Genomic DNA, 14,538 nt, shown 5'->3' with positions numbered 1-14,538 from the left:
CCGACCTCGCAAGGGAGCGAATGACCCCCGAGATCTTTATTCAGATCCTAGCCTCAGGCCTGCTGATGGGCCTGATCTACGCCCTGATCGCAGTGGGCCTTTCGCTCATCTTCGGCCTGATGGACGTGGTCAATTTCGCGCATGGCGAGTTCATGATGCTCGCCATGTACGCGACCTTCGGGGCCGTCCTCCTGATCGCCATCGACCCGCTGTTTCTGGCGCCGCTCGTGGTCGCGGCCCTGTTCGTGGTCGGGGCCACCGCGTATCTGGGCGTGGTGCAATACGCGATGCGGGCCAAGGCCAATCTCGGCATGGTCCAGATCTTCGCGACCTTCGGCCTCGCGGTGGTGATCCGGGGCGTGGCGCAGCTTCTCTTCACGCCGGATTACCGGAACCTGCCGCCCAACCTCCTGGGCGGCAAGACGGTGTCGCTCGGCGGCATCTACCTGCCCCTGCCCCAGCTCGCGGGCGGACTCGTCTCGGTGGCGGCCTTTACGGGATTGTGGCTGCTGATCACCAAGACCGATTTCGGCAAGGCGCTCGAGGCGACGCGCGAGGATGCCGGGGCCGTGGCCCTGGTCGGCATCGACAAGAACCGCGTCTTCACCCTGGGCTGGGGGCTCGGAGCCGCCCTGGTCGGGCTCGCCGGCGCCATGCTGGCGATCAATTACTACATCTACCCGGATGTGGGCGCGCCCTTCGCGCTGATCGCCTATGTGGTGGTCGCGCTCGGCGGCTTCGGCAGCGTCTTCGGGGCGCTCGCGGCCGGCATCCTGGTCGGATTGGTGGAGGCCGTCTCGGCCGTGATCCTGCCCTCCTCGCTGAAGGCGGTGGGCATCTACGCGCTGTACCTAGCCGTCGTCTTTGTGCGCCCTCGCGGCCTGTTCGGATCCCTGTGATGGCCGTCCACGCCCTCCCCCGCGACCTGGCCGAGACCACGGCCGCCTATGATCGGCGCCGGCGCAATGAGCTTCTGTTCTTCGGCGCCGTCGTCCTGGCGCTGGCCGCCCTGCCGCTCGCGGTGCGGGACGTCTACGCGCAGAATGTCATCGTGCTGACCCTGATGTATGCGGCCCTGTCGCAGAGCTGGAACATCCTGGGCGGCTATTGCGGCCAAATCTCCCTGGGCCACGCCCTGTATTTCGGCATCGGCGCCTATACGACGTCACTGCTCTACACCAAGGCCGGCATCCTGCCCTGGTTCGGCATGCTGGCCGGCGGCCTGCTCGCCGCCGCCCTGGCGCTCGCGCTCGGCTACCAGCTGTTTCGCCTCGCCGGCCACTATTTCAGCATCGCAACCATCGTGATCGCCGAGGCCGGGCTCCTGCTCGTGCACAACTGGGACTGGGCGGGCGCCGCAACCGGTATCCAATGGCCCTACGTGCCGGATTCCTGGGCGACCTTCCAGTTCGGACGCGACAAGCTGCCCTACATCTATTTCGCGCTCGGGCTGTTTGTCGTGACCTGGCTCGTGACCTTCCTGATCGAGGGCTCGCGCTGGGGCTATTGGTGGCGCGCCGTGAAGGACAACGCCGACGCGGCCCAGAGTCTGGGCGTGATGATCTTCAAGTCCAAGATGGCCGCCGCGGCCGTGTCGGCCTTTTTCACCGCCGTCGGCGGCTCGTTCTATGCGGCCTTCGTGTCCTACATCGACCCCGAGAGCGTGATGGCCTTCCAGTTCTCGCTGCTGATGGCGCTCCCGGCGGTGCTGGGCGGCATCGGCACCCTGTGGGGCCCGGCGCTCGGGGCCGCGATCCTGATCCCCATGACGGAGGTCACCCGCTCCTATCTCGGCGGCTCCGGCCGGGGCATCGACCTGATCGTCTACGGCGCCCTGATCATGGTCGTGGCGCTCGCCCGGCCGCAGGGCCTGGTCAGCCTGTTCACCCGTCGCCCGGCGCCCAAGGTATGATCCCTCCACTTCTCTCCGTCGAAGGCGTGTCGCGCCGCTTCGGTGGCCTCGCGGCCGTGAGCGAGGTCAGCCTGTCGGTCGGTCCGGGCGAGATTGTCGGCCTGATCGGGCCGAACGGCGCCGGCAAGTCGACCCTGTTCAACCTGATCGCCGGCGCGATCCCGGTCTCGGCCGGCACCATCCGGTTCGAGGGCGAGGACATCACCGGGCTGTCGGCGCCGGATCGGTGCCGGCGCGGCATCGCCCGCACCTTCCAGGTGGTGAAGAGCTTCGATTCCATGAGCGTGCTGGACAACGTCGTGGTGGGAGCGCTGGTGCGCCACCCGCATGCCAGCCGCGCCCGCCTCAAGGCTGCCGAGGTGCTGGACTTCGCCGGCCTCGCCGGCCGCGCTGCCGCGCCTGCCGGCGACCTGACCCCACCCGAGAAGCGGCGGCTCGAGGTGGCGCGCGCGCTCGCGACGGAACCGAAGCTGCTCCTGCTGGACGAGGTCATGACCGGCCTCACGCCGGCCGAAGCCCAGAAGGGGGTCGAGCTGGTGCGGCGCGTGCGTGAGACCGGCGTCACCGTGCTGATGGTGGAGCACGTGATGGAAATCGTGATGCCGCTGGTCGACCGAGCCTTTGTGCTCCATCTCGGCCGCGAACTGGCCCACGGCAAGCCGGCCGACGTCGCCCGCGACCCGGGCGTCGTGGCGGCCTATCTCGGAGATCGCCGCCGTGCTGCTTGAGGTGCGGGACCTGACCACGGCCTATCAGGGCCTCGTCGCCATCCAGGACATCTCGCTCGAGGTCGGCGAGGGCGAAATCGTCGCTGTCGCGGGCGCGAATGGTGCGGGCAAGTCGACGCTACTGAAGACCATCGCCGGGGCCGAGAGCTCCCGCGCCGGCACCATCACCTTCGCGGGAGAGCGTATCGAGGGCCGGGCCGGCCACCTCATCACCCGGGCCGGCATCGCCTATGTGCCGGAGAACCGGCGCCTCTTTCCGCGCCTCTCGGTGCGGGACAACCTGCGGCTCGGGTCCTACATGTTCCGCGGCCAGGCCGACCGCGACGAGCCGCTGGGGCGCGTGTTCAAGCTCTTCCCGCGATTGCAGGAGCGGCTGCCGCAGCGGGCCGAGACCCTGTCGGGCGGCGAGCAGCAGATGCTGGCGATCTCGCGGGCGCTGATGACCCGGCCGCGCCTTCTCATGCTCGACGAGCCGTCACAGGGGATCGCCCCGAAGCTCGTGGACGAGATCTTCGACGCCGTGGTGGCCATTCGCGAAGCCGGCACCACCGTGCTGATTGTGGAGCAGAGGCTGTCCGAGGTTCTGGCCATCGCCGACCGGGGCTACGTGCTGCAGACCGGGCGCGTCGTCATCACCGGCACGGCCAAGGAGATCCTCGACCACACGGACGTTCGAAAAGCGTATCTCGGCGTGTAGGCGCGCGCTCTCGCGTGCCGGCACTGGGGAGCCTGACCGTCAGGCCAGTTCCGACAGGAACTCAAGGCGCCGGGGCCGGGTGACCTCGCTGTCGAGGCTCAGCTGCGACGCCCCGCTCGCCACCTTCACCTCAAAGGCTCCGACCGGGATGACCGGCGCCGACGGCACGTCGAGCAGATCCCTGAGGAGGTCCATCCCCTCCGGGTCGGTCGACAAAGCGCTGGCATCGAGATGAGGCATCGAAAGCTCCCAGACAGGGGGCGACACAGCTTTAACGCCGGGCCCCCAACTTGGTTCAGATAATGTTTCCGCGCGATGTCTTGCCCCGTGTCACAATAGATCAGGTCGTTCGGGCCGGGCGGCGCGCCTGGGCGTGCTCCGTTTCGACACCGTCGTCCGCCGGAGACGGCCGGCTGACGGGCCTCTGGCCGCTGCCGCAGCCGGTCTCTGCCGGCCCCTCGCAGGCCGCCGCCGGCTGCTCGTCGGTGCTCTCCATGATCAGCAGCCGGTCGCTCTGCGAGGAGATCGTGCGCGGCGAACGGGTCTCCGTCGCCGTGACCAGGGCGGCCGCCAAAGCCGCGCTCAAAGCTGCGAGCTTCACCACACCGTACATCGGGCTCTCCCACCGGCCTCTCACCCGGGCCGTCAGGAGCCTGTGTCGCATTCCCGGCCAAGCGTAGCGGTGCGCCGGCACACCCGGAATTCAGCCATCGAGCCGCCGGAAGCGCAGCTCGGTCACCTGCCGCGACACGTCCCCGGGCGACAGCGTGCAGGCCGGGAAATGGGCATGGTTCGGGGCATCGGGAAAGCGCTGCGGCTCGAGCGCGATGCCCGCATGCGGCCCGTAGCGCGCGCCCCTCAGCCCCGGCACCGGAACGTCGACCTTGTGCCCGTCATAGAGCTGCAGGCCGATCTCGGTGGTCCACATCTCCATGGCGATGCGGGTGACCGGCGAGGTGAGCGTCGCGGCCCGGACCAGGGCCGGATGGTCGGCCCGGTCGCGGCGCACCACGTAGGTCTGGTCGTAGCGCAGGCCGGCCTCCGGCGGCCGGACCGCCCGTTCCTGGCGGAAGTCGTAGGCGGGACCCGCGACGGAGACGATGTCGCCGGTCGGGATCAGTTCCGCGTCGGTTGCGAGTCGGTGGTCGGCGACGAGCTGGAGCCGGTGGTCACGCGCGTCGGCCGAGCCGTCGAAGTTGAAATAGTTGTGCGCGGTCAGGTTCACGGGCGTGGGCTCGTCCGCAAAGGCCTGGAGAGCGATGCGCAGCGTGGCCGGCGGCAGGAGTTCATACGTGGCGAAGGCGTAGAGCCGCCCCGGGAAGCCCATCTCGCCGTCCTCGGAGACAAGCGCCAGATGGGCCCGGCGCTCGTCATGGGCGACGAGCGACCAGATCCGGCGGCTGAACCCGGCCGGCCCGCCATGCAGTCCGTTGCCGTTCTCATTCGGGACGAGCATCACCTCCTCGCCCCCGAGCCGGAAGCGGGCGTCGCCAATGCGGTTGGCGTAGCGGCCCACCACGGCCCCGAATTCCGGGGAATAGGCGAGGTACTCCTCTAGTCGCTCGAGCCCGAGCACGAGGGGCTGGCCCGGGCCCTGGCCGGCCAGGACCAGGTCGCGCAGAACGGCCCCCCAGGTGATGATGCGGGCCTCGAGATGGCCGGCCCGGAGCGTCACCTCCAGCACCTCGCTCGCACCGCAGCGGCCGAAGACACGCAAGGTCATGGCTCGGCCATCGTGCAGGGCAGCGCCGGCAGCCCGGCCAATCCGGGCGCGAAGCTGAACAGGTGGCCGGCCAGGGGATCGGTCTCCCGGTCGCGGCCCCTTGCCGCCGTGGTCACATAGGCGGTGCGCAGGTCCGGGCCGCCAAAGGCGAGCTTGGTGACCTGGCCGGTCGGCATCGGCACGATCAACACCGGCACACCGTCCGGCGTGAACCGGGTGATCCGGCCGCCGCCGAAATGGCAGATCCAGAGGTGGCCCTCCTGGTCCACCGCCATGCCGTCGGGATGGCCGTCGCCAGGGCGGAAGCGCAGCAGCTCTTCGGCCGGACCGGGGCTGCCGTCCGGCCGCAAGGCGTGCCGGTAGACGATGCCGTCCGAGGTGTTGCTGGCGTAGAGGACGCCCCGCACCGGGTCGATGCAGGGCCCGTTGGTGACGGCAGCCTCAACCCCGAACCGGACCGCTCCGGTCCGCGACCAGTGGTGGAAGCGCCCGGTCGGGCGCCCGTCGCCCGGTCGGTCGTTCAGGGAGCCGAAGAGGAGCGAGCCGTCCGGAGCGGCCGCGCCGTCGTTCAGCCGGTTGCCGGGCTCGTCCGGTTCGGGCCGCAGCACCAGCTCCGGCTCGCCGCCGGACAGGCGCAGCCGCGCCACGCCGGAGGCGAGGCCGAGCAGCACGACATCCGGATCGGGCGTCAGCACCACGAAGCCGGCCTTTTCCGGAAGCGGCCGCGCCGTTGCTGCCTGGGGGCCGTCCGGCCGCCAGGACCACAGCGCCTGCCCGTCGATGTCGACCCAGAGCAGCGTGCCGCGGCGCCCGTCCCAGATCGGGCCCTCGCCCAGCACGCAGCCGCAGGGCACGGCGACGCGGGGTCGCTCGGGATGCACCGGCACGGTCATGGGTTCTCCTCCGGCCGGCGCGGCTGCGCCGCCTGCCCGCCAACGCGCGGGCCCGCCAGAGGATGCGTCGCGTCTAGACCGACGCGGCCCGACCGGCCGCAATGCGGGCCGCGGCAGCGACCAGCGACAGGTCGGATCCCGCCGGACCCAGGATGGAGATGCCGAGCGGGGCGCCGAGGCGGCTCGCAAGCGGCATCGACACCTGTGGCACGCCCGAAAGCCCGGACAGGCACAGCATGTTGATGGACCGGTTGCGGTAGGTTTCGAGCTCGCTCTCGTCCGCCGACAGCAGCGGCGCGACATCCGGCATGGTCGGCATGATCAGGAGGCCGTCGGTGCCCAGCGTCGTCCTGAACTGCTGCAGAAAGGCCGCCCGCACCTCGTTGGCGTCCGCGAACTCGCTGTCCGACACGTCGCGGCCATAGGCGAAGCGCTCGGCGACGCCCGTGCCGAGCGGCATGCGGTAGCGCTCGATCACGGGCCCATCCACGAGCCAGGCCTCGCGGCTCTGCACGCGGCGAAACGCCCAGTAGAGCGGCTCGAAGCCACCCGGAGCCGTCTCAACCATGGCGGCCTCGCCATAGATCCCCTCGATCAGCTTGACGACGGGCGCCAGCGCCGCCCGAACCTCCGTCTCCAGCATGCTGAAGCAGTCGGCCGCGATGAGCAGCCGCGGCCGGGCCGGGAGCGGTGCGGGGTCCGGGCCGAGAAGCACATCGGCCACGCGCCCGAACGTCTCGACGTCCCGGGCGAAGAAGCCGCAGGTGTCGAAGGAGGGCGCGAGGTCGAGGCAGCCCTCGAGCGAGATGCGGCCATGGGTCGGCCGGATGCCGAACAGGCCACAATGGGAGGCGGGCGCCCGCACCGAGCCGCCCGTATCGGAGCCGAGCGCCGTGTCGCACAGCCCGTTCGACACCGCGGAGGCGGAGCCGGACGATGAGCCGCCCGGGATGCGGTCCGGCGCGCCGCCATTCACCGGCGTGCCGAAATGCGCATTCTTGCCGTTCATGGAGAAGGCGAACTCGTCCGTGATCACCTTGCCGACGAAGCGGGCGCCGGCATCGAGCAGCGCTTGGACGGCGCTGGCGTTGCGGGTCTTGAGTCCCGACAGCGCCAGCAGCGCCGGCGAGCCGCCCCCGGTCGGGTAGCCGACCACGTCATAGAGGTCCTTCGCCGCGAAGGTGAGACCGGCCAGCGGTCCTGTCGGCGACCCCGGCACCTGGACGGCGGGGTACGGCATAAACGCCCGGGCGGGATCGGTCTCGATCAGCATCGTGTCTCACCTGCGTCGCGAATACGGCCCACCTACCACAGCAGGCGCGGCTCTTCGCCTCAAGTTGCAATTGACCGGCAGGCCGAGCGGGCCGCACACCAAGGCCGGACAGGCGGCCGAAAGCGCCGCCGCGCGGGAGCGGGCGCCAGTGCTCTATCGGGACGCCGGGCAGTTCAAGACGGGCTATGCCGCCGACATGGCGGTGTTTCCCCTGCGGGAGGACAGGCTCGGCCTCGCCCTGATCCTCCTGATCGCGTTTGTGGTCGTCCCGCTCACCGGGAGCGCCTTCTTCCTGAACGTCGTGATGATCCCGTTCCTGATCTACGGGCTCGCGGCGATCGGGCTCAACATCCTGGTCGGCTATACGGGCCTGCTCTCGCTCGGCACCGGCGGCTTCATGGGGGTGGGCGCCTATGCCTGCTACAAGCTGACGACGGCCTTTCCGGACGTGAACATCATCGTCTGGATCTTCGCCTCAGGCATCTTCTCATGCCTGGTGGGGCTCGTCTTCGGCCTGCCGAGCCTGCGCATCAAGGGGTTCTACCTGGCGGTCGCCACTCTGGCCGCGCAGTTCTTCCTGTCGTGGGCGTTCCAGCGCGTCCCCTGGCTATATAACTACAACGTCTCTGGCGCGATCGAGGTGCCGACCCGGACGTTGTTCGGCGCCGCCGTGACGGGCCCGAACGCGTCGCCCGCCGTCCGCTACCTCGTCGTCCTGTCGACCGTGGCCCTGCTGACGCTGCTCGTCTCGAACGTGGTCCATGGCCGGATCGGTCGCATGTGGATGGCGGTGCGGGACATGGACATCGCCGCCCAGCTCATCGGCATCCGGCTCCTGCCGACCAAGCTTCTCGCCTTCGCGGTGTCGTCCTACCTGTGCGGCGTCGCCGGGGCTCTGCTGGTGTTCATGTGGTACGGCTCGGCCGAGCCGGACGTGTTCAACATCAACCTGTCCTTCACCATCCTGTTCATGGTGATCCTCGGCGGCCTCGGCTCGCTGCTCGGGTCGTTTCTGGGAGCCGGGCTCATCTACCTGCTGCCGATCGCGTTGAGGACCATCTCTCCGGCGGTCGGCCTCGACATCGCGCCCTCCTCGATCGAGCACGCGACCTTCATGATCGTCGGCGCCCTGATCATCATCTTCCTGATCGCCGAGCCGCACGGCCTCGCCCGTCTCTGGCAGACGTTGAAGCAGAAGCTCAGGGTGTGGCCGTTTCCCTACTGAGCACGTCGACTAAAGTCGGGCGCATCGTCGCGTGAGCGCTGGTCTAGACTGCGGCACACCAACGACAAGGGCGAACGCGCCCGCTCAGATTCCGGGAGGATCACCATGCTCAAGCGCGCGCTCGCAGCCGCTCTGATCGGCGGGACATTCGCGGCCGCTCCCGTGCCGGCCTCCGCCCAGGAAGGCATCTACGTTCCGCTCTTCACCTACCGGACGGGGCCGTTCTCGGGGTCGGGCACCCACATCGCCAACGGCATGCGCGACTACCTGACCATGCTGAACGAGCGCGACGGCGGCATCGGCGGCGTCAAGCTGATCATCGACGAATGCGAGACCGGCTACGACACCAAGAAGGGCGTCGAGTGCTACGAGGCCGTGAAGGGCAAGAAGCCCGTCATGGTGAACCCCTGGTCCACCGGCATCGCCTTGCCGCTGATCCCCAAGGCCGCCGTCGACAAGATCCCGATCCTGTCCATGGCCTATGGTCTGTCCGCCTCGGCCGACGGCACCCGCTTCCCTTGGATCTTCAACCCGCCGAACACCTATTGGGACGGCGCGTCGATGATCATCAAGCATATCGGCCAGCAGGAAGGCGGACTCGACAAGCTCAAGGGCAAGAAGATCGGATACATCTATCTCGATGCCGGGTTCGGCAAGGAACCGATCCCGCTGCTGGAGCAGCTCGCCAAGGATTACGGCTTCGAGCTGAAGATGTACCCGGTCGCTTCGACCGAGATGCAGAACCAGGCCTCGCAGTGGCTGGGCGTGCGGCGGGACCGTCCCGACTACATGATCATGTATGGCTGGGGCGCCCTGAACCCGACGGCCGTCAAGGAAGCCGTGAAGATCAACTACCCGATGAACAAGTTCATCTCGGTGTGGTGGCCGTCCGAGGACGACGCGCGCGGCGCCGGCCCGGGCGCCAAGGGCTTCAAAACCCTCAACTGGCACGCCACCGGGACCGAGTTTCCGGCCCTCAAGGACATCGAGAAGCACGTTCTCGGCAAGGCCGGCAGCCAAACCCAGAAGGAGACGTTCGGCGAGGTCCTGTATAATCGCGGCGTCTACAACTCACTCCTGATCGCGGAAGGCATCGCCAACGCCCAGAAGATCACCGGCAAGAAGCAGGTGACCGGCGAGGACGTGCGGCGCGGGCTCGAGAACCTGAACCTCTCGGCGGCGCGCCTGAAGGAGCTTGGCTTCGAGGGCTTCGCCGACCCGATCCAGCTCTCCTGCAGTGACCATAACGGGCACAAGGCAGCCTTCATCCAGGAGTTCGACGGCAAGACCTACGTCAAGGTGACGGAGCCGATCACGCCCCTGACCGAGAAGGTGAAGCCGCTGCTGGACGCCGCCGCCAAGGAATACGCGGAGAAGAACTCCGGGTGGCCGGCCCGCACGGAGCCTTGCGACAAGAGCTCGTAAGCGGCTCGCCATGGCCCCGGGCGACACCCTCGCCGCCCTGCGGACGCTCTCTCCCGGCCAGCCGGGGCGGAGCCCCGCCGGGCTCCCCCCGCGCGGTTCGGGTCACCCCGGGCACGGCGTGACGGCACCGGCCCTTGGCGCCGCTCGGGCGGCGGGCTGAGATGTCCGCCGACGCCGCCGCCCTCGCGCCTGCCGAGACGATCCTCTCCGTCAACAGCATCGAGGTGGTCTACGACCACGTCATCCTGGTGCTGAAGGGCGTATCCCTGGCCGTGCCCCGGGGCGGCATCGTGGCCCTGCTGGGGGCCAACGGGGCCGGCAAGACCACCACCCTCAAGGCCGTCTCGAACCTCCTGCGGGCGGAACGGGGCGACGTCACCAAGGGCTCGATCTCGTTTGCGGGCGAGCGGGTGGACAAGCTCTCGCCGACCGAGCTCGTGCGGCGAGGCTGCATCCAGGTCCTCGAAGGCCGGCACTGCTTCGGCCACCTGACGATCGAGGAGAATCTCCTCACCGGCGCTTTCACGCGCCGCGACGGCGGAGCCGCGATCCGGCGCGACCTCGAGGAGATCTACGAGACGTTTCCGCGGCTGCGCCAGCGTCGCACCGCCATGGCCGGCTACACGTCGGGCGGCGAGCAGCAGATGTGCGCGATCGGCCGCGCCATGATGTCCAAACCCCGCATGATCCTGCTCGACGAGCCCTCCATGGGGCTGGCGCCGCAGATCGTGGAGGAGATCTTCGAGATCGTGCGCGATCTCAACGCCCGCTCGGGCGTGTCCTTCCTGCTGGCGGAGCAGAACACGCATATGGCGCTGCGCTATGCCACCTACGGCTACATCCTGGAAACGGGCCGCGTGGTCATGGACGGGCCGGCCAGCTCGCTGCGGGAGAACGAGGACGTCAAGGAGTTCTACCTCGGCGTCTCGGAGGGGGCGGGCAAGAGCTTCCGCAAGGTCAAGAGCTACAAGCGGCGCAAGCGCTGGCTGGCCTGATCTCGCGCGGCCCGAAGCCGCGCCGGTGACCCGCCGGCGCAGCCCGGCGCTCAGGCGATCCCGGCCCGCAGGAGGTCGTGGATGTGGAGGATCCCGGCCGGGCTGCGGCCCTCCACCACGAACAGAGTGGTGATGCGGCGGCGGTTCATCAGCTCCAGGGCGGCGCTGGCGAGCGTGCCCCGCGGCATGCTGACGGGATCGCGCGTCATCACCTCGTCGACCGAGCGATGCAGGATGTCCACGCCCATGTGGCGGCGCAGGTCGCCGTCCGTGACGATGCCGGCGAGCTCTCCCTCGTGCCCGACCACGCCGACGCAGCCGAATCGCTTGCTGGTGATGGCCAGCAGCACCTCCGACATCGGCGTTCCGCTTGCGACCAGGGGCACTTCGCTGCCGGCATGCATGAGCTGGTCGACGCTTTTCAGCCGTGCGGCGAGCTTGCCGCCCGGGTGGAACTGCTTGAAGTCCAGCGCCGAAAAGCCGCGGGCCTCGAGGAGCGCGATGGCGAGGGCGTCGCCGAGGGCGAGCTGCATGGCGCTGGACGCGGTCGGCGCGAGATTGTGCGGGCAGGCTTCACGCACCGTGGGCAGCAGCAGGACCACGTCGGAGGCGTGGCCGAGCGTGCTGTCCCGGCTGGACGTGATGGCGACAAGCCGCACGGCGTAGCGGCGCGAGAAGCTGATCAGGTCGCCGAGCTCCTGCGTCTCGCCGGACCAGGACAGGGCCAGGATCACGTCGTCCGACGAGATCATGCCGAGATCGCCGTGACTCGCCTCCGAGGCATGGACGAAGGCGGCCGGGGTGCCGGTCGAGGCAAGCGTGGAGGCGATCTTGCGGCCGATATGGCCGCTCTTGCCGATCCCGGTCACGATGACCCGTCCGGGCGCGTCCAGGATGGCGGCCACGGCTTCGTTGAACGGCTCGCGCATCTCGGCGCCAAGCGCCGCGGCCAGCGTCCCGAGCGCGTCGCGCTCGATCTCGACCGAGCGCACGCCCGAGAGGTGCGGAGGGGCGGCGGAGCCGATCGGAGCCGTGCCCGACCGAGCCGGGCCAACCCCGTCCTCGACGTCATCCTGCATGTTCTACTGTCTGCCGCGGCCCATCCTGGGTCGGCGCCGGCCGGGGCCGCGCGGCATTCCGGAAGGCGCCCGAGCGCGCGGCTTACCGGCGCGGCGCCCCGGCGGCAAGGTTGGCGCCGGCCGCAGATTGACAACCCGGCCGTTCCGCTCGCTGAACCTGAGGAGCCGGGCCGTCAGGTCGGCCGGCGTCGCAGACGGCTTCCGTTGCGGCGCGCCCGCAGCACCGAGGCCCCTGCATGAAGACAGCGATCGTGACCGAAGACTTCGCCGGCCTGACGGGCGGCGGCGGCATCGGCACCCGCTGCCGGGGCTTGGCGCTGCTGCTGCAGCAGCTCGGTCACGAGGTGGACATCGTCCTGACCGGACCCGACATCTCGCCCCTCACCGCCGCCGCGCTGCCCGGAGCTCCGGCGATGCGGGTGACCCAGCTCTCGACGCTGTACGGGCGGGAAAGCTACGCCGCGCATGACGACATCGCCCGGTCGTACTACGCCTATGACCACCTGAAGCGCCGGGCCTACGACGTCGTCCATTTCAACGACCGCGCGGGGCACGGCTTCTACTACACCATGGCGCGCCGGCAGGGGCTCGTCGGCGGCTTTGTCGTCACGCATGCCCATGGCTCGTCCGAATGGACGCGCCGCCACGATCTCGGGCTGCCCCGGATCGAAGACCTGGAGCGCGAAGGGATCGAGCGCTTTCAGCTCGAGAACTCGGACCTCGTGCTGTCGCCGAGCCGGCACCTTCTCGACGAGTACGCCGCGGGCGGGCTGAAGCTCGACCGCACGGCCGTCTGCCCACCGCTCCTTCCACAGTGGATCGAGAGCGGCAGCGCCGCCGGCCCCCTGGCGACCCGTGCGGTGGAGCCCGGCAGCCTCCGGCAGGTTATCTTCTTCGGGCGGCAGGAGCGCCGCAAGGGGTTCGAGACCTTCGTGAGCGCGCTCGCGGGCAGCGCCGCCCTGGCCGATCTCGACATCACCTTCCTGGGCCCGTTCGGGACCTTCGAGCAGGAATTCACGGGCGGCTACGCCCTCCGCCGCCTGCGCGGGCACCGGGGTCGCCTCAGGTTCGTGGACGGCCTCGGGCAGCGCGCCGCGCTGGACCTGATCGCCGAAACGCCCGACGCGCTCTGCGTGATGCCGGCCCAGGCGGCCGGCAGCCCCTGCGCGGTGGCCGAGTGCTTCACGCTCGGAGCGCCGTTCCTGGCCAGCCCAGCCGGCGGCACGGCCGACCTGATCGCGCCCGGCTCGACGGCCGAGGCACTCTGCCCGGCCGACCCGGCCGCCCTGCGCCAGGCGCTGGAACGCATCGCCCGAGACGGAATGCCGGCGCTGCTGTCGACCCTGGATCCGGCGGCGATCCGGGAGGGCTGGCGGGCGCTGGACGAGCGGCTGCGGGCGGACGTGGCGGCGGCGCGGCGCGCGCCTCCGAGGGACCCCGAGACCCCTCTCGTGACCATCTGCCTCGTCCACCACGACCGGCCAGACTTTTTGCGCCGGGCACTCGCCGCGATCGCGCGCCAGGACTACCCCCGCATCGAAATCGTCTTGGTCGACGACGGCAGCTCCACGCCGGCGGCAGCCGCGGCCCTCGACGAGATCGAGCGCCAACCGGGCCCCTTCCCGGTGAAGGTCATCCGCAGCGCCAACCGCTATCTCGGCGCGGCCCGCAACCTCGCAGCCGCAAACGCGTCGGGCGCGTGGCTCCTGTTCCACGACGACGACAACGTCGCCGAGCCCTCCGAAATCTCGACCTTCGTGCGGGCCGCGCAGGCTTCCGGCTGCGAGGTCATGACGAGCCAGTACCTGATCTTCGACGACGCGGCCGGCCCGGAGGGGGCCCGGCTCAGGTTCTTTCCCATGGGGATCGGGGGGCCGTTCTCCTTGTTCCGAAACCGCTTCGGGGACGCCAATTGCCTGGTGAGCCGCACCGCTTTCGAGAGGCTCGGCGGCTTCTCGGAGCTGAGGGGCGTCGGCGTCGAGGATTGGGAGTTCTTCCTGAGGGCCCATCTCGCGGGCCTCCGGATAGGCGTCGTGCCGGAACCGCTGTTTCGCTACCGGCTCAGCCCCGGCGGCATGCTGGCCAGCGGCAGCCTGGTGCGGGATTACGACCGCATCCTGCAGGCAGCCGCCCGGCACGCAACGGCGTTCGACCGCGACGTGCTCGGCCTGGCGGTTCGGGATCAGGTCGCCCGCGAGGTGCGGGAGCGCCTGCACGGCCTGCTCGAGCGGCAGCCGTTCAGCGCGCTGCATGGCCGCATGGCCGACCCGGACAGCACGCCGGATGAGCGGCGCGAGGCTCTGTTCGAGCTTCTCCTCGCGCTGGGCCGCCGGCGCGACGCGGCAGAGTTCGGGCTCGGCGTCCCGGCCCTGGCCCAGCAGGCCGCCGAGGTCGCCTCAGCCCTGCCCCGGGACGGAGAGGCCGGGCCGCAGGTCGTCATGGCGCGCCAGCACCTCACCCCCGTGGCCGCGGACGCGGTTTACGCGCGGGGGTGGCTGTCCGACCCGGCCGCGCTCGGGGCCGGCCCCTTCGCCCTCAAGACGGCCGGGGCCGTCTATGCCGGTTCCGCCATGGCCCGCTCCGCGCGA

The 14,538-nt window shown here is 69.9% G+C and carries 14 protein-coding genes; 8 read left to right on the top strand and 6 right to left on the bottom strand.

Annotated features, from left to right (window positions below; all coding sequences use genetic code 11):
• Positions 1-20: 20 nt before the first annotated feature.
• The 4 genes from JWR86_RS00270 to JWR86_RS00255 are packed head-to-tail and all read left to right on the top strand — an operon-like array spanning position 21 to position 3,337.
• Complete coding sequence (locus JWR86_RS00270) at positions 21-899, top strand: branched-chain amino acid ABC transporter permease (RefSeq protein WP_299559049.1); 879 nt, start codon at positions 21-23, stop codon at positions 897-899.
• Positions 899-1,912 carry a branched-chain amino acid ABC transporter permease gene (locus JWR86_RS00265; RefSeq protein ID WP_299559046.1) on the top strand — a complete coding sequence of 338 codons (1,014 nt, stop codon included), beginning with the start codon at positions 899-901 and terminating at the stop codon, positions 1,910-1,912. Before JWR86_RS00270 ends, JWR86_RS00265 begins: the two co-directional genes overlap by 1 nt.
• Positions 1,909-2,640 (top strand): ABC transporter ATP-binding protein, encoded by a 732-nt coding sequence (locus JWR86_RS00260; RefSeq protein ID WP_299559043.1) that lies wholly within the window; start codon positions 1,909-1,911, stop codon positions 2,638-2,640. The genes JWR86_RS00265 and JWR86_RS00260 overlap by 4 nt, the downstream gene beginning before the upstream one ends.
• Positions 2,633-3,337 (top strand): ABC transporter ATP-binding protein, encoded by a 705-nt coding sequence (locus tag JWR86_RS00255; RefSeq protein WP_299559112.1) that lies wholly within the window; start codon positions 2,633-2,635, stop codon positions 3,335-3,337. The genes JWR86_RS00260 and JWR86_RS00255 overlap by 8 nt, the downstream gene beginning before the upstream one ends.
• A gap of 39 nt (positions 3,338-3,376) precedes the next feature.
• On the opposite strand, the gene JWR86_RS00250 is transcribed toward JWR86_RS00255, so the two are convergent.
• The 5 genes from JWR86_RS00250 to JWR86_RS00230 all read right to left on the bottom strand — a co-directional run bounded on the left by JWR86_RS00250 (position 3,377) and on the right by JWR86_RS00230 (position 7,226).
• Positions 3,377-3,577 (bottom strand): hypothetical protein, encoded by a 201-nt coding sequence (locus JWR86_RS00250; RefSeq protein WP_299559040.1) that lies wholly within the window; start codon positions 3,575-3,577, stop codon positions 3,377-3,379.
• Between the two features lie 100 nt (positions 3,578-3,677).
• Entirely contained in the window at positions 3,678-3,950 is a 273-nt protein-coding gene (locus JWR86_RS00245; protein WP_299559037.1) for a hypothetical protein, read from the bottom strand.
• A gap of 90 nt (positions 3,951-4,040) precedes the next feature.
• Complete coding sequence (locus JWR86_RS00240) at positions 4,041-5,060, bottom strand: aldose epimerase family protein (protein WP_299559034.1); 1,020 nt, start codon at positions 5,058-5,060, stop codon at positions 4,041-4,043.
• On the bottom strand, positions 5,057-5,953 hold the full coding sequence (locus JWR86_RS00235) for an SMP-30/gluconolactonase/LRE family protein (RefSeq protein ID WP_299559031.1): 897 nt from the start codon (positions 5,951-5,953) through the stop codon (positions 5,057-5,059). Before JWR86_RS00235 ends, JWR86_RS00240 begins: the two co-directional genes overlap by 4 nt.
• A 73-nt stretch (positions 5,954-6,026) precedes the next feature.
• Positions 6,027-7,226 (bottom strand): amidase, encoded by a 1,200-nt coding sequence (locus JWR86_RS00230; protein ID WP_299559028.1) that lies wholly within the window; start codon positions 7,224-7,226, stop codon positions 6,027-6,029.
• Between the two features lie 148 nt (positions 7,227-7,374).
• On the opposite strand from JWR86_RS00230, the gene JWR86_RS00225 reads away from it, so the two are divergent.
• The 3 genes from JWR86_RS00225 to JWR86_RS00215 all read left to right on the top strand — a co-directional run bounded on the left by JWR86_RS00225 (position 7,375) and on the right by JWR86_RS00215 (position 10,871).
• Positions 7,375-8,451 (top strand): branched-chain amino acid ABC transporter permease, encoded by a 1,077-nt coding sequence (locus JWR86_RS00225; RefSeq protein WP_299559025.1) that lies wholly within the window; start codon positions 7,375-7,377, stop codon positions 8,449-8,451.
• 105 nt (positions 8,452-8,556) lie between these two features.
• Positions 8,557-9,876 (top strand): ABC transporter substrate-binding protein, encoded by a 1,320-nt coding sequence (locus JWR86_RS00220; RefSeq protein WP_299559022.1) that lies wholly within the window; start codon positions 8,557-8,559, stop codon positions 9,874-9,876.
• A gap of 161 nt (positions 9,877-10,037) precedes the next feature.
• A complete protein-coding gene (locus tag JWR86_RS00215; RefSeq protein WP_299559019.1) occupies positions 10,038-10,871 on the top strand; it encodes an ABC transporter ATP-binding protein in 834 nt (277 codons plus the stop codon).
• Positions 10,872-10,921: 50 nt separating this feature from the next.
• On the opposite strand, the gene JWR86_RS00210 is transcribed toward JWR86_RS00215, so the two are convergent.
• On the bottom strand, positions 10,922-11,950 hold the full coding sequence (locus JWR86_RS00210; protein WP_299559016.1) for a KpsF/GutQ family sugar-phosphate isomerase: 1,029 nt from the start codon (positions 11,948-11,950) through the stop codon (positions 10,922-10,924).
• A 236-nt stretch (positions 11,951-12,186) separates the two neighbouring features.
• On the opposite strand from JWR86_RS00210, the gene JWR86_RS00205 reads away from it, so the two are divergent.
• On the top strand, positions 12,187-14,538 hold a 2,352-nt coding region (locus JWR86_RS00205), incomplete at its 3' end, for a glycosyltransferase (protein ID WP_299559013.1).

The organism is Enterovirga sp., from assembly GCF_028290205.1.
In the GTDB taxonomy this organism is placed as follows: Bacteria; Pseudomonadota; Alphaproteobacteria; order Rhizobiales; family Beijerinckiaceae; genus Enterovirga.
Note: the sequence above shows the minus strand (reverse complement) of the source record. Positions and strands in the feature narration are given on the sequence as shown.

What these genes read in the sequence shown, in the direction of transcription:
- JWR86_RS00270 (WP_299559049.1), top strand. Translation starts at nt 21, where the DNA reads ATGACCCCCGAGATCTTTATTCAGATCCTAGCCTCAGGCCTGCTGATG.
- JWR86_RS00265 (WP_299559046.1), top strand. Translation starts at nt 899, where the DNA reads ATGGCCGTCCACGCCCTCCCCCGCGACCTGGCCGAGACCACGGCCGCC.
- JWR86_RS00260 (WP_299559043.1), top strand. Translation starts at nt 1,909, where the DNA reads ATGATCCCTCCACTTCTCTCCGTCGAAGGCGTGTCGCGCCGCTTCGGT.
- JWR86_RS00250 (WP_299559040.1), bottom strand. Translation starts at nt 3,577, where the DNA reads ATGCCTCATCTCGATGCCAGCGCTTTGTCGACCGACCCGGAGGGGATG.
- JWR86_RS00245 (WP_299559037.1), bottom strand. Translation starts at nt 3,950, where the DNA reads ATGTACGGTGTGGTGAAGCTCGCAGCTTTGAGCGCGGCTTTGGCGGCC.
- JWR86_RS00240 (WP_299559034.1), bottom strand. Translation starts at nt 5,060, where the DNA reads ATGACCTTGCGTGTCTTCGGCCGCTGCGGTGCGAGCGAGGTGCTGGAG.
- JWR86_RS00235 (WP_299559031.1), bottom strand. Translation starts at nt 5,953, where the DNA reads ATGACCGTGCCGGTGCATCCCGAGCGACCCCGCGTCGCCGTGCCCTGC.
- JWR86_RS00230 (WP_299559028.1), bottom strand. Translation starts at nt 7,226, where the DNA reads ATGCTGATCGAGACCGATCCCGCCCGGGCGTTTATGCCGTACCCCGCC.
- JWR86_RS00220 (WP_299559022.1), top strand. Translation starts at nt 8,557, where the DNA reads ATGCTCAAGCGCGCGCTCGCAGCCGCTCTGATCGGCGGGACATTCGCG.
- JWR86_RS00215 (WP_299559019.1), top strand. Translation starts at nt 10,038, where the DNA reads ATGTCCGCCGACGCCGCCGCCCTCGCGCCTGCCGAGACGATCCTCTCC.
- JWR86_RS00210 (WP_299559016.1), bottom strand. Translation starts at nt 11,950, where the DNA reads ATGCAGGATGACGTCGAGGACGGGGTTGGCCCGGCTCGGTCGGGCACG.